The sequence below is a fragment of the Thalassospira profundimaris genome (assembly GCF_003326755.1).
GTDB classification, from domain to species: Bacteria; Pseudomonadota; Alphaproteobacteria; order Rhodospirillales; family Thalassospiraceae; genus Thalassospira; species Thalassospira profundimaris_B.
Genome location: NZ_JPWH01000001.1, coordinates 121,869 through 133,573, shown reverse-complemented (window position 1 = coordinate 133,573; position 11,705 = coordinate 121,869). Strand labels below are relative to the sequence as shown.

Here is an 11,705-nt window from a genome sequence, read left to right as displayed (position 1 = left end):
TGGCTGAATAACGCCTATTGCGTGTTGAACCGCAACGCGCTAGGTTATCCACAGTTTGATAACGTAAATAATGGCTATCCACAGTGCTGACAGGAAAAAACATCCTTTTAATCATCTCGGGCGGGATAGCCGCCTATAAGGTGTTGGAAGTCATCCGCCGTTTGCGCGATCAGGGGGCCTCGATCCGGGCCATCCTGACCCAGGGCGGGGCCGAATTTGTGACCCCCCTGTCAGTAGCCGCGCTTACCGAAAACAAGGTATATCAGGATATTTTTTCCCTGACCGATGAGGCCGAAATGGGCCATATCCGCCTGTCGCGCGAGGCGGATTTGGTGCTGGTGGCACCCGCCAGTGCGGATATTCTGGCAAAGATGGCGGCGGGCATGGCCAATGATCTGGCGACAACCGCCCTTTTGGCGACCAACAAACCGGTTCTGGTCGCGCCGACCATGAATGTCGAAATGTGGAACAACCCCGCCACCCGGGCCAATATTGCCACGCTGGAAAGCCGGGGCATTTTGCGGATTGGCCCGGCTGGCGGCGATTTGGCGTGTGGGGAAACCGGCACCGGGCGGCTGGCCGAACCGGCCGAAATTATTGCTGCCGTGCAGGATTTTTTCGCCCGTCAGGACGGGCCAAAACCGTTGGTCGGGAAAAAGGCCGTTGTGACCAGCGGCCCCACCCACGAGCCAATTGACCCGGTGCGGTATATTGCCAACCGGTCATCGGGCAAGCAGGGCCATGCCATTGCCGCCGAACTGGCGCGTGCCGGGGCCGATGTAACGCTGGTTTCCGGCCCGGTCAATCTGCCCGACCCTGTTGGTGTAAATGTGGTACGGGTGGAAACGGCGCGCGATATGCTGGCATCGGTGCAGGCGCACATGCCGGCCGATATTGCCATTTTCGCCGCTGCCGTTGCCGATTGGCGCATTAAGGACCAGGCCGGGCAGAAAATAAAGAAGGCCGGTGACGGGGCCTTGCCGGTTCTGCAATTTGCCGAAAATCCCGATATTTTGGCAACCATCAGCCAGAGCGGCCCGCTGCGCCCGGCGCTGGTGGTGGGATTTGCCGCCGAAACCGAAAATGTTGTTGACCATGCGCGTGCCAAACGGGCGCGCAAGGGATGTGACTGGATATTGGCCAATAATGTTGCGCCTGATAGCGGCACCTTTGGCGGCGAGGATAATGAGATCCATCTGATTGCCGGAAATGATGTGCAAAGTGACGAGCTTTGGCCCAAACAAAGCAAGATCGCGGTGGCAAGAACACTGGTTTCTCGCATTGCCCGGCATTTTGACACGTAAATATGGCCCGGAATATATCCCGGCGCGGTCTGGTGCCGTGTGCGGAACATGTAATGATGAAACAGGATTGATGAATGACGACTTTGTCGGTTGATTTGAAGGTTTTGGATCATGGCCGGGATTTGCCCCTGCCCGCCTATGCCACGGCACAGGCGGCAGCGGTGGATTTGCTGGCCGCCATTGAGGCCGATGTGGTGATTGCGCCGGGCAAGCGCGCCATGATCGAAACCGGCATTGCCATTGCCCTGCCCGCCGGGTTTGAAGCCCAGGTTCGCCCGCGTTCGGGGCTGGCGGCGAAAAACGGTGTGACGGTGTTAAACAGCCCGGGCACGATTGATGCGGATTATCGCGGCGAAATCAAAGTCATTTTGGTCAATTTTGGCGACGGGGATTTTCGCATTGAACGGGGCATGCGCATTGCGCAAATGGTGATCGCGCCCGTGACCCAGGTTGGATGGAATGTGGTGGCGGACCTTGACGCCACCGAGCGCGGTGCAGATGGTTTCGGGTCAACAGGTGTGGCCTGACCCGAAACCTGACTGAATATGTTCAGCGCAGATCTCGTGGCTGCGATGACAGGCATAATCGAGGGAGCAAACGAGAAACGATGCTTAAACTTTCAAAAAAGATGCTGTTTGCCATCGAAGCTGTGGTGGACATTGCCTATAATGCGGCGGGTGAACCCGTCCAGAGCCGGGATATTACAGCCCGACAGGGTATTCCCAAACGCTATCTGGAACAGACCCTGCAACAGCTTGTGCGGGCCGATATTTTGACCGGTGTGCGCGGCCCGCGCGGGGGCTATCGGTTGGCGCGCGAACGCCGCCGTATTACCCTTGCCGATATTGTTGCGGTGATTCGGTCAATGGAAACATCGGAAGATCCGATCGAGGATCCGGCAGGATCGCCGCTGGGCAAGGAAGTGGTACGGCCGCTATGGCGCGAGCTTCAGGAAACCATGATGAAGCAACTGGAACATATTACGGTTGAAGATTTGTGTAACCGGGCGCGCGATGCCGGTTTGCGCAGCGGGATCGAAGAATCGCCGGACTTTATTATCTGACTTTTTGTCCGGCTATGGTGTCGCACGCCATTAAATCACAGAAATATTTGGCAATTTGTAGAGATTGCACATTGGCAAGTGGCGATGCGGTAGCGCAGAAATGTAAATATTCCTTGTAGACTCTTTGACTTGGGGTAAACTCGGATTAAATACAAATACAATATGTGTTGACTTGTAATACACACAAAAATGCGAGGAAATCATGACTGAGTTTCGCGGCAAGATTTATGACAGCATCATTGATACCATTGGGGCCACACCGCTGGTGCGCCTGTCGCGTATCGCCGATGCCGAAGGGGCCAAGGCCGAAATTCTCGGCAAGCTGGAATTTTTCAATCCGCTGGCATCGGTCAAGGATCGCATTGGCCTGGCGATGATCGAGGCTGCTGAAAAAGACGGGCGCATTAAACCGGGCGCAACCCTGGTTGAGCCGACCTCGGGCAATACCGGCATTGCACTGGCCTTTGTTGCGGCGGCCAAGGGCTATAAGCTGATTTTGACCATGCCTGAAAGCATGTCGTTGGAACGTCGCAAGATGCTGATGCTTTTGGGGGCGGAAATTGACCTGACCCCGGCGGCCAAAGGCATGAAGGGGGCGGTTGCCCGTGCCGAAGAACTGGTAAATGAAATTGACGGGGCCATCATGCTCCAGCAGTTTGACAACCCAGCCAACCCGGAAATTCATCGCAACACCACGGCCCAGGAAATCCTCAAGGATACCGATGGCAAGGTTGATATTTTTGTCGCCGGTGTGGGCACAGGCGGCACTTTGACCGGGGTTGCCAGTGTGCTGAAGGAAAAAAATCCTGGCGTGCAGGTGATTGCCGTTGAACCCGAAGATAGCCCGGTGATTTCCGGTGGCGCACCGGGACCGCACAAAATTCAGGGTATCGGGGCCGGGTTTATTCCGGGCAACCTGGATACCAAACTGATCGACAAGATCATGACGATTGGCAATGAAACCGCGTTCTCGACAGCGCGCAAGCTGGCCGCCCTTGAAGGTGTTCCGACCGGTATTTCGTCGGGCGCGGCGGTGGCTGCCGCCATCGAACTGGGCCAGATGCCGGAAAATGAAGGCAAACGGATTGTCGTGATCATTCCGTCCTTTGCCGAACGGTATCTTTCGACCCCGCTGTTTGAAGGGCTTTAAGACAGCCTGATATTTTCAGATGTGATTCAAATTTCATAAGGCGGCCCGGAGCATTCATGGTTTCGGGCCGTTTCTATGTCCGCTTCATCATCGAATGAATATCTTTATATTACAAATGCTTGATCGGCATGATGCGTATATTATGTCCGGATAAATGTCCGCTTGTTTGGCCGTTTTATAAAACAGTTATCCGGCAATTTTATGATTGAGCAACAGGGTCTTGCACCCTATCTCTAGGGAAGTAACCAGTGAGGCCTGAAGATGGATTTTGACTTTAGTGATAGCGAAATACAGCGTTATGCCCGCCATATCGTTTTAAAGGATGTGGGCGGAACGGGTCAGATGAAGTTGAAACAGGGGCGTGTGCTGATTGTCGGGGCTGGCGGACTGGGCTCGCCCCTGGCGATGTATCTGGCAGCGGCCGGGGTTGGCACCATTGGCATTATTGATGACGATGTTGTGGAACTTTCCAATCTGCAACGCCAGATCGCACATGGCATGCGCGACCTTGGTACCGCCAAGGTTGAAAGTGCCAGGCAGACCATGATCAATATGAACCCGGAAGTTACGGTTCAGGCCCATCAGATGCGGTTGACGGCGGGCAATGTGCTGGATTTGATTGCGCAATATGATGTGATTGCCGATGGCTCAGATAATTTTGAAACCCGGTTTTTGCTGAATGATGCCTGCTATTTTGCCGGTAAAACCCTGGTCAGCGGGGCGGCATTGCGCTTTGACGGGCAGGTTTCAACCTTTAAGGCCCATTTGGGCGCACCGAATCCGTGTTATCGTTGCATTTATCATGCGCCGCCCCCGGCGGATGCCATTCCCTCCTGTTCGCAAGGCGGTGTCTTGGGCGCGGTTGTGGGTACCATTGGCGGCTTGCAGGCGACAGAGGTGCTTAAGGAGCTGATGGGCATTGGCGAAAGCCTGAGCGGCCAACTGTTGATCGTGGATGCCCTGTCTGCCAGTTTCCGCAAAATTCGCGTCCCGCGCGATCCGGGATGCCCAATTTGTTCTGAAAAGGCAACAATCAAGGATTTAAGCTGTCATGAGCACTGAGACCGGCCCCGGGGCTTCCGTTGCAAAATTGTCGCTGGTGGTGTTTTCCGGCAGCTATGAAAAAGTTCATTACGCCTTGGTAATGGCAAGTGCGGCTTTGGCAACCGGGCGCGATGTGACCCTGTTTTTCACGATGGAGGCCAGCCGCACCCTGCTGGCCCCGTCGGGCTGGCGGCATTTACGCACCGATGCCCAGGGGGCCACGGCCACCAGCCTTGATTTTGGCTATTCCGAACGCGGTGTTGCCACTTTTGAAGAGCTGCTGTCGGCCTGTGGCGATTTGGGGGCCAAATTCATGGTTTGTGAAATGGGTCTGCGCGCCCTGGGCCTGGAACATGAAAAACGCCGTCATGATCTGGATATTGAAGTGGGCGGTGTGGTGACATTTTTAAATGATGCCCGCCAGGACGGGGATATGCTGTTTATCTGACGTGATGATCAGGGACTGTGCCGGTTAGTTGCTGGTCAGGATTTTAATACCCAAGCCCGCCAGGCATGCCCCTACCCCGCGTTCGATCCAGCTTTTTACCCCTTCGATGCGGGCCTGTATGGCAGGCAGGGTGAGGGCCAGGGCAACAATCGCAAACCACACCATGTGGCAAAGCGCAATGAATACGCCGTAGCCGATTTGCAGTACGGCACTGCTGTCGCTGGAAATAACCTGGCTGAACAGGGATACAATAAACAGCATCGCCTTGGGATTGAGGGCATTGCAGACAAAGCCGCTCCAGAATGACGCTGAACTTCCTTTTGCCGTTGGGGTTTTGGCATTCTTTGTTGTTTCGATTTCGATATTTTTTGCCCTGTCATTTTTACGCCGTTTCAGAACTTTGGCCAGATCGGGCCAAAAGGCGCTGATACCCAGCCAGATCAGGTAGCACGCACCCAGAATGCGAATGGTATTGAGCACCCAGACATTGTTGGCAAAAATGACGCCAAGGCCGATCATGGTATAGGCCACATGCACCGAAATGCCGGTGCCAATGCCTATGGCACATAAAACCCCTGCCTTGCGCCCGCGTGACAGGGCAATGCGTGTTACCATCGCAAAATCGGGGCCGGGGCTGATGACGGCGAGGACGGTGATCACGGCCACCGCAATCATTTCGACAGAAACAGTATCGGCCATTTTGATTTTCCTTGATCTGTGAGAAAATCAATTATCACGGCGAAATATGCGCCGGAAAATCGAAATAAAATGGGATTTATGGTGAATAATATTCACATAAAACGCGGGTTCTTGCCCCTGGCCGCCCTGCCCGCCTTTGAGGCCGCCGCCCGTCATCAAAGTTTTTCGCGCGCGGCAGAGGAATTGAACCTCACACATGGCGCGATCAGCCGGGCGGTAGCACAGATCGAGGATCGGCTGGGTGTTGACCTGTTTGTGCGGCGAAACCGGCGGGTTTACCTGACCCGTGCCGGTCAGCGTTTGTTACGAACGGCCAATGAAATGCTGGCGGCCCTTGATCGCACGGTCGAGGACATCCATCGCCATGATGTGCATTCGCCGATCCTGTCGGTATCATGCGAGCCGAGCCTGGCGATGCGCTGGCTGATGCCGCGTCTGGGCCGGTTTCGCGAGGATAACCCGGATTTGAATATTGAAATGCACATGGCGGGCGGGCCGGTGGATTTACTGGCATCGGGTTATGACATTGCCATTCGCCGCCAGGATTTTGGTGTGCCAGATGATTATGTTGTGACCCCGTTATGGGCGGAACTGGCCGGCCCGGTTTGCGACCCGGACTGCTGGCAAACCATTTTGGCCCGCGATTTGGGCAAGGCCCGCTGGCTTCATAGCCGCACCCGGCCTGAAGCGTGGGAAATTTGGAAAAAAGCCAGCGGCTATGAAGGCCGCCCGGCCAGTGAACAGTATTTTGATCATTTCTTTTTTGCCCTTCAGGCGGCGGTCAACCGGTTGGGCACGGCCATTGGTTCCCTGCCGCTGGTGATTGATGATCTGGCAGCCGGGCGGTTATGTGCGCCACTGGGCATGGCCCCGACGGGCAATGATTATGTGATGCTGACCCTGGATTCCCCGAAAAAGGATGGCCGTATTGCCCGTTTTGCCACGTGGCTGTCGCATCAGTCAGCCGAGACGGCAGCGCAGGCAAATCGGCTGTTTCCCCTGCCCGATGATGGTTGATAATTCCCCTCGCCATTGATCGTCTGGCGGTTTTGAATTGCAGGCAGCATGTTTCAATATGGAACATTGGGTAAATATCTCACGTTAGGGTTTCAGGTTCTTAAGCGGGAAAGCCTGAACACATGTTTGACATGCCCTATTTTGCAACAGCCAAAAACTATTTTGACATCGGCCTGATTGACCTGATCTTGCGGCTGGTCGCGGCCACTGTCATGGGGATGCTGATTGGTCTTAACCGCGACATTAATGACAAGCCAACCGGAATGCGAACCCTGGCCCTGGTCTCGCTCGGCGCGGCGGTGGTGTCGGTTGTGGCCGTGCATTTTCAGGATCTGATTGATCATCCCGATGCGTTGTCGCGCGTTGTGCAGGGCATTTTGCAGGGTGTTTTGACCGGCATCGGTTTTATTGGCGCCGGGGTAATTTTGCGTCAGCCAAAAGAAATGAAAGTTTCCGGCCTGACCACGGCGGCAACCGTCTGGATCACGGCGGCCCTGGGCATCGCCTGCGCGCTGGCCGCGTGGCACATTGTGCTGGTGGCAAGTATCCTGACCTTTTTTGTGCTGATCGTTTTAAAACCGGTCGAGCTTTTTCTGGTGCGCATGTTTGGGGGCGATCCGAAGGCTGCCCGTGACGATGAGTAAGGATGTGCCGTTTTAGCCATTGTGGCGCAAACAGATTGACCGGAACGGACGGGATGGTTTCCGTTCCGGCGCAGTTTTGGATGTGCTGCTGTCATGCAGCCTGGGGCAGACGGGCCACGACCTTGATTTCAAAATCAAACCCGGCAAGCCAGGTCACACCAACCGCCGTCCAGTTGGGATAGGGCTTTTGCGGGAAGATTTTGTTTTTGACTTCCATAATGGTATCGAACTGATTTTCCGGATCGGTATGGAAGGTGGTGACATCGATCAGGTCCTCAAATGTCGCCCCGGCTGTGGCCAGTGTCGCCTTTAGCCGTTCAAAGGCCAGTTCGACCTGTTTTTTGAAGTCCGGTTCCGGGCTGCCATCCTCCAGACTGCCCACCTGGCCGGAAACAAATAACAGGTCGCCAGAACGGATGGCGGCCGAATAGCCGTGTTTTTCATACAGGGCGTCGCGGCCGGGGGGAATAATTGCTTCACGCTGGGTCATGATAGTAAAATCCTTGATCATTTAAAAAAACAGCCCGGTTGGCACCACCGTATTTGCCCTCCGGGCTGTTTTGACATACGGTGTGTATGTTAAATAATCGAAATACGAGGCGTATGTCAAATTAATATACGCCCCGTATGTGAATGGAGGGGATGACTTGGCAGCCAAAAAGCGTGCGGAAACGATGGCGGAAAACCGTGAAAAGCTGATTGCGGCTGCCCGCAAGGCCTTTGCCCGAAAGGGGTTTGCCGCAGCCTCGATGGATGAATTGACGGCGGAAGCCGGGCTGACGCGCGGTGCGCTGTATCATAATTTCGGGGATAAGCGCGGCCTGCTGGCCGCCGTCGTCAACCGTATTGACGGTGAAATGGCAGCGCGCGCCCGCGCCATCGGTGCCCGCCGGGATGACCCGTGGGAAGGGCTGCTGGCCGAGGCGGAAGCCTATATTGAAATGGCACTGGAACCCGAAGTGCAGCGTATTGTGCTGCTGGATGGGCCGGCCTTTTTGGGGGATCCATCGCAATGGCCCAGCCAGAACCAGTGCCTGGTGGCAACACAGGAGCTGGTTGAAAGACTGGTCGCGTCGGGCTTTTTAAAGCCGGTTGATCCGGAGGCCGCCGCCCGCCTGCTTTCGGGGACGGCGCTGAATGCGGCATTGTGGATTGCGGCAAGTGAAAAACCGGCAGAAATTCTGCCAAAGGCGGTAGAGGCCTTTCGTGTGCTGGCGACCGGGTTGCTTGCACCAGCCGGGGCGAAATGACTCTTTAATGGCAGGTAAAGGATCAGGCCGGCCGCCGGTATTAACCGGCGGCACGCATCATCGGGTATTTAAGCGAACTGTCGGAAAAGAGCGGATAACGGGTGCGCGCATTGGGCAGTTGATAATGCCACCATTCGACATGATAAAATTCAAACCCGGCGCTGACCATGATGCCAAGCAGCAATAAACGGTTGGATTCTGCGGTTTTGGAGATGCCCTCGGCCCCGTGATAGGATTTGGGATCCATTTCGTCAAAACCGGTTCCCATATCCAGTTCCTTGCCGTTTTGATCCAACAGCGTTAGATCAATGGCGACACCGCGGCCATGCGGTGATCCGATATCGGGATTGGCGACAAAATCGGCATTCGGGGTGTGGTTCCACAGGGCACGTTGGGCTTCCTGCGGGCGAAACGCATCAAGCAGCCGAAGTTTGACGCCCTGGCGCCGCGCCATCAGGCTTGCCTTTTTCAGGCAGGCAGCCGCATCCTGATGCAGATAACATGCTGGCCGCAAATAGATTGGTGCCCCGGTAAAATTTCGATCGGTGGCATAGACGATGTCGATCTCGACATCATATTCTTGCGGCGTAATTTCAACCAGCGCCATTGGCGGAGGCTCCCTGTTCTTGACGTTTACCGACTACATCAAAAAGATGCTGACCGGCGAGATGATTAAGTCATCGCATAGCGCAGATCACGACACGGCGCAAACCGGCAGCGAGGAAATGGCGCAAACGCCCGCCGGGCCGACTTTGCTGGCGATTGATACCGCATCGACATCGCTGGCAACGGCTGTGCTGGTCAATGGCGAGGTACGCGGTGAACTGTTTGAAAAAATGGAACGCGGACAGGCCGAGTCGCTGTTGCCCTTCATTATGAAAAGCCTGCGCGAGGCCGGGGTTGAATTTGCCGATATTGACGGCATTGCCGTCACGGTTGGGCCGGGGGCCTTTACCGGGATGCGCATTGGCCTGGCAACCGCACGCGGGCTGGGCCTGGCGCGCAAAATTCCGGTGGTCGGGGTCAGTTCGCTTGAGGCGGTGGCCTACGGGGTCGAGGAACGCGACCATCAGGGCCGCAATATTCTGGTCGCCCTGGATAGCAAACGGACCGAGATTTTTGCCCAGGCCTTTGATGCAAAAAAAAATCCGATCAGTGCGGCCGAATGTGTGGGGCCGCGCCAGGCCCTGCTGTTGCCGCCCCCCGGCCCGACCCTGCTGGTCGGGGATGGGGCCGCACGGCTTTTGACGCCTGCAACACATAGTGGGGGTGATTTTTTTGCCGGGACCGCCCCGGGCCTGCCGCGTGCGGGCAATGTGGCGCGTATCGCTGCCGAACGCTGGGATAATGGCAAAAACCTGCCACCTGTGCCGCTTTATTTACGCGCGCCCGATGCCAAACGCATGGATGAACTGGCCCGGGAAAAAGCAGCCAAATCGCAGGATGATGCCTGACAGCGCCAAAGGCTGGCATGCAGGTATCGCGAAGGCAGGCCTGTTTAAGGTGTCTGCCAGCGCGCCATTGAAGGAAATGGATCATGACAACGCAAACGGCCGCTTTTGAAATTGTGGAACTGACGCCTGCATATGCTGCTGTTGCCGCTGCCCTGCATCAGACAGGGTTTGAAGAATGCTGGGATGAAACGGCAATTTGCGATTTGCTGGCCGTGCCGGGGGCCTTTGGTTTGCTGGCTTTTGTGCCCCAGGGCAACCTGTTTAAGGGTGAAACGATTGTGTCAGATATGCCGCTGGGCTTTGTGCTGGTGCAGACCGTTCTGGATGAAGCCGAAATCAACACCATTGTTGTTGATGCAAAAGCCCGCCGTCATGGGGTGGGGAACGTTTTGATGCAGGGCGTGTTTGCGCGGTTGCAAAATCAGGCCAGTACCCGTTTGTTGCTTGAAGTCGCCATTGATAACGCCGCTGCCATTGCCCTGTATCGCAAGCTGGGTTTTGCCGAAATCGGGCGCAGACGCGGATATTACCGCCGTAAGGACCGGCCCGCTGTGGACGCACTGGTGATGGAACGGGTGTAAGGCCCTGTCTCCAAGATAAATCCGGGATGATTTGAATTTCACAAAGTTTTTGAATAACTATATGATATTATTGGTAAAATAAACCACATAAAGGGTGTGGTCTTGATCTTGAAATTGTTATAATATTTGCCCGATCATCATGACGGGCTTTCCTGTTTTCAGGGGTCCGGAGACTTAATTTTTTCGGATTGTCAGCCGGTAGATGCCGGTGGCATCTGCCATTTTTGTCAGGTCCAGAACGTCGTCGCCCATTTCTGTAACGGAACGCGGAACATTTTGAAGTGCTTCGCCGTCTGAAAGAAGGACTTCCAGAATTTGACCCGGTGTCATTTTTTCGAGTTTCAGACGCGTTTTGACAAAGGTCATGGGACAGACATCATTTGTGATGTCTATTGTGATATCTGGCGTCGAAATTTGGCTGCTGCTGGACATTCCAACCTCGGTAATCAGGGCATCTGGTGACGGGGTAACGTTAAATGAAGAAAACGGCAAGGCGTGCCAGGGTATTTTCGTGAAATCGGTCTTGCGACCGGGCGAAGATTTCCCGATATTTAGGGCATCAGAGCGTAAGTTGCCTGCGGGCCTTGGGGACAGGCGGAACCGGAAACGAGAACAAGAGTATGTTGGCAGAATCAACCATCGAGCAAAAGTGCATTGACGCAGGCCTGAAAATGACCGGGCAACGCCGTGTTATTGCAAAGGTATTGTCGGAGTCCGAAGATCATCCGGATGTAGAACTGGTATATCGTCGGGCCACCGAGATTGATCCGAAAATTTCGATTGCCACGGTTTACCGGACGGTGCGCCTGTTTGAAGAGGCGGATATCCTTGAAAAGCACGATTTCGGCGACGGTCGTGCCCGGTACGAGGAACTGACCGAAGAACATCATGATCATCTGATTGACATGCGGTCGGGTACGGTCATCGAATTTTCAAACGAAAAAATCGAAAAGTTGCAGGAAGAGATCGCCCGCGAGCTGGGTTACGAGCTTGTCGGCCATCGGCTGGAACTTTATGGCGTGCCTGTTAAAGACGGAAAATGACAGTTTAC

16 protein-coding genes are annotated in these 11,705 nt (G+C 55.1%); 12 read left to right on the top strand and 4 right to left on the bottom strand.

What is annotated here, in order from left to right:
• Positions 1–83: 83 nt before the first annotated feature.
• From coaBC to TH25_RS00540, 6 genes are all read left to right on the top strand, one after another.
• Complete coding sequence (gene coaBC / locus TH25_RS00565) at positions 84–1,304, top strand: bifunctional phosphopantothenoylcysteine decarboxylase/phosphopantothenate--cysteine ligase CoaBC (RefSeq protein WP_114086488.1); 1,221 nt, start codon at positions 84–86, stop codon at positions 1,302–1,304.
• 74 nt (positions 1,305–1,378) lie between these two features.
• Complete coding sequence (gene dut, locus TH25_RS00560; protein WP_114086487.1) at positions 1,379–1,831, top strand: dUTP diphosphatase; 453 nt, start codon at positions 1,379–1,381, stop codon at positions 1,829–1,831.
• An 80-nt stretch (positions 1,832–1,911) separates the two neighbouring features.
• A complete protein-coding gene (locus TH25_RS00555; protein WP_114086486.1) occupies positions 1,912–2,367 on the top strand; it encodes an RrF2 family transcriptional regulator in 456 nt (151 codons plus the stop codon).
• Between the two features lie 202 nt (positions 2,368–2,569).
• Positions 2,570–3,517 (top strand): cysteine synthase A, encoded by a 948-nt coding sequence (cysK, locus tag TH25_RS00550; protein ID WP_114086485.1) that lies wholly within the window; start codon positions 2,570–2,572, stop codon positions 3,515–3,517.
• A gap of 261 nt (positions 3,518–3,778) precedes the next feature.
• A complete protein-coding gene (locus tag TH25_RS00545) occupies positions 3,779–4,579 on the top strand; it encodes a HesA/MoeB/ThiF family protein (protein WP_114086484.1) in 801 nt (266 codons plus the stop codon).
• Positions 4,569–5,009 carry a DsrE/DsrF/DrsH-like family protein gene (locus TH25_RS00540; RefSeq protein ID WP_114086483.1) on the top strand — a complete coding sequence of 147 codons (441 nt, stop codon included), beginning with the start codon at positions 4,569–4,571 and terminating at the stop codon, positions 5,007–5,009. The genes TH25_RS00545 and TH25_RS00540 overlap by 11 nt, the downstream gene beginning before the upstream one ends.
• Before the next feature lie 24 nt (positions 5,010–5,033).
• Here the strand turns inward: TH25_RS00540 and TH25_RS00535 are convergent, their stop codons facing one another.
• Positions 5,034–5,708: a LysE family translocator gene (locus TH25_RS00535; protein ID WP_114086482.1), complete on the bottom strand. Its 675-nt coding sequence runs from the start codon at positions 5,706–5,708 to the stop codon at positions 5,034–5,036.
• A gap of 69 nt (positions 5,709–5,777) precedes the next feature.
• Between TH25_RS00535 and TH25_RS00530 the strand changes: the two genes are divergently transcribed.
• On the top strand, positions 5,778–6,725 hold the full coding sequence (locus tag TH25_RS00530) for a LysR substrate-binding domain-containing protein (RefSeq protein WP_258548966.1): 948 nt from the start codon (positions 5,778–5,780) through the stop codon (positions 6,723–6,725).
• Between the two features lie 122 nt (positions 6,726–6,847).
• Complete coding sequence (locus TH25_RS00525; RefSeq protein WP_114086481.1) at positions 6,848–7,369, top strand: MgtC/SapB family protein; 522 nt, start codon at positions 6,848–6,850, stop codon at positions 7,367–7,369.
• A 91-nt stretch (positions 7,370–7,460) separates the two neighbouring features.
• Here TH25_RS00525 and TH25_RS00520 read toward each other — a convergent pair whose 3' ends face one another.
• Positions 7,461–7,859 carry a RidA family protein gene (locus TH25_RS00520; protein ID WP_114086480.1) on the bottom strand — a complete coding sequence of 133 codons (399 nt, stop codon included), beginning with the start codon at positions 7,857–7,859 and terminating at the stop codon, positions 7,461–7,463.
• 157 nt (positions 7,860–8,016) lie between these two features.
• Here TH25_RS00520 and TH25_RS00515 point away from each other — a divergent pair, with 157 nt between their 5' ends.
• Positions 8,017–8,619, top strand: a complete 603-nt coding sequence (locus TH25_RS00515) for a TetR/AcrR family transcriptional regulator (RefSeq protein ID WP_220151322.1) — start codon at positions 8,017–8,019, stop codon at positions 8,617–8,619.
• A gap of 40 nt (positions 8,620–8,659) precedes the next feature.
• Here TH25_RS00515 and ddpX read toward each other — a convergent pair whose 3' ends face one another.
• The gene (gene ddpX, locus TH25_RS00510) at positions 8,660–9,226 is read right to left on the bottom strand and encodes a D-alanyl-D-alanine dipeptidase (RefSeq protein WP_114086479.1); all 567 of its coding nucleotides are present in this window, start codon (positions 9,224–9,226) and stop codon (positions 8,660–8,662) included.
• Between the two features lie 19 nt (positions 9,227–9,245).
• On the opposite strand from ddpX, the gene tsaB reads away from it, so the two are divergent.
• Entirely contained in the window at positions 9,246–10,073 is an 828-nt protein-coding gene (tsaB, locus tag TH25_RS00505; protein WP_114086478.1) for a tRNA (adenosine(37)-N6)-threonylcarbamoyltransferase complex dimerization subunit type 1 TsaB, read from the top strand.
• Positions 10,074–10,156: 83 nt separating this feature from the next.
• Positions 10,157–10,654 (top strand): GNAT family N-acetyltransferase, encoded by a 498-nt coding sequence (locus tag TH25_RS00500; protein ID WP_114086477.1) that lies wholly within the window; start codon positions 10,157–10,159, stop codon positions 10,652–10,654.
• Positions 10,655–10,828: 174 nt separating this feature from the next.
• Here TH25_RS00500 and TH25_RS00495 read toward each other — a convergent pair whose 3' ends face one another.
• Complete coding sequence (locus tag TH25_RS00495; RefSeq protein WP_114086915.1) at positions 10,829–11,086, bottom strand: sulfurtransferase TusA family protein; 258 nt, start codon at positions 11,084–11,086, stop codon at positions 10,829–10,831.
• A 188-nt stretch (positions 11,087–11,274) separates the two neighbouring features.
• Here TH25_RS00495 and TH25_RS00490 point away from each other — a divergent pair, with 188 nt between their 5' ends.
• Entirely contained in the window at positions 11,275–11,697 is a 423-nt protein-coding gene (locus tag TH25_RS00490; protein WP_101265437.1) for a Fur family transcriptional regulator, read from the top strand.
• Positions 11,698–11,705: the final 8 nt, after the last annotated feature.

What these genes read in the sequence shown, in the direction of transcription:
- dut (WP_114086487.1), top strand. Translation starts at nt 1,379, where the DNA reads ATGACGACTTTGTCGGTTGATTTGAAGGTTTTGGATCATGGCCGGGAT.
- TH25_RS00555 (WP_114086486.1), top strand. Translation starts at nt 1,912, where the DNA reads ATGCTTAAACTTTCAAAAAAGATGCTGTTTGCCATCGAAGCTGTGGTG.
- cysK (WP_114086485.1), top strand. Translation starts at nt 2,570, where the DNA reads ATGACTGAGTTTCGCGGCAAGATTTATGACAGCATCATTGATACCATT.
- TH25_RS00545 (WP_114086484.1), top strand. Translation starts at nt 3,779, where the DNA reads ATGGATTTTGACTTTAGTGATAGCGAAATACAGCGTTATGCCCGCCAT.
- TH25_RS00540 (WP_114086483.1), top strand. Translation starts at nt 4,569, where the DNA reads ATGAGCACTGAGACCGGCCCCGGGGCTTCCGTTGCAAAATTGTCGCTG.
- TH25_RS00535 (WP_114086482.1), bottom strand. Translation starts at nt 5,708, where the DNA reads ATGGCCGATACTGTTTCTGTCGAAATGATTGCGGTGGCCGTGATCACC.
- TH25_RS00530 (WP_258548966.1), top strand. Translation starts at nt 5,778, where the DNA reads ATGGGATTTATGGTGAATAATATTCACATAAAACGCGGGTTCTTGCCC.
- TH25_RS00525 (WP_114086481.1), top strand. Translation starts at nt 6,848, where the DNA reads ATGTTTGACATGCCCTATTTTGCAACAGCCAAAAACTATTTTGACATC.
- TH25_RS00520 (WP_114086480.1), bottom strand. Translation starts at nt 7,859, where the DNA reads ATGACCCAGCGTGAAGCAATTATTCCCCCCGGCCGCGACGCCCTGTAT.
- ddpX (WP_114086479.1), bottom strand. Translation starts at nt 9,226, where the DNA reads ATGGCGCTGGTTGAAATTACGCCGCAAGAATATGATGTCGAGATCGAC.
- TH25_RS00500 (WP_114086477.1), top strand. Translation starts at nt 10,157, where the DNA reads ATGACAACGCAAACGGCCGCTTTTGAAATTGTGGAACTGACGCCTGCA.
- TH25_RS00495 (WP_114086915.1), bottom strand. Translation starts at nt 11,086, where the DNA reads ATGTCCAGCAGCAGCCAAATTTCGACGCCAGATATCACAATAGACATC.
- TH25_RS00490 (WP_101265437.1), top strand. Translation starts at nt 11,275, where the DNA reads ATGTTGGCAGAATCAACCATCGAGCAAAAGTGCATTGACGCAGGCCTG.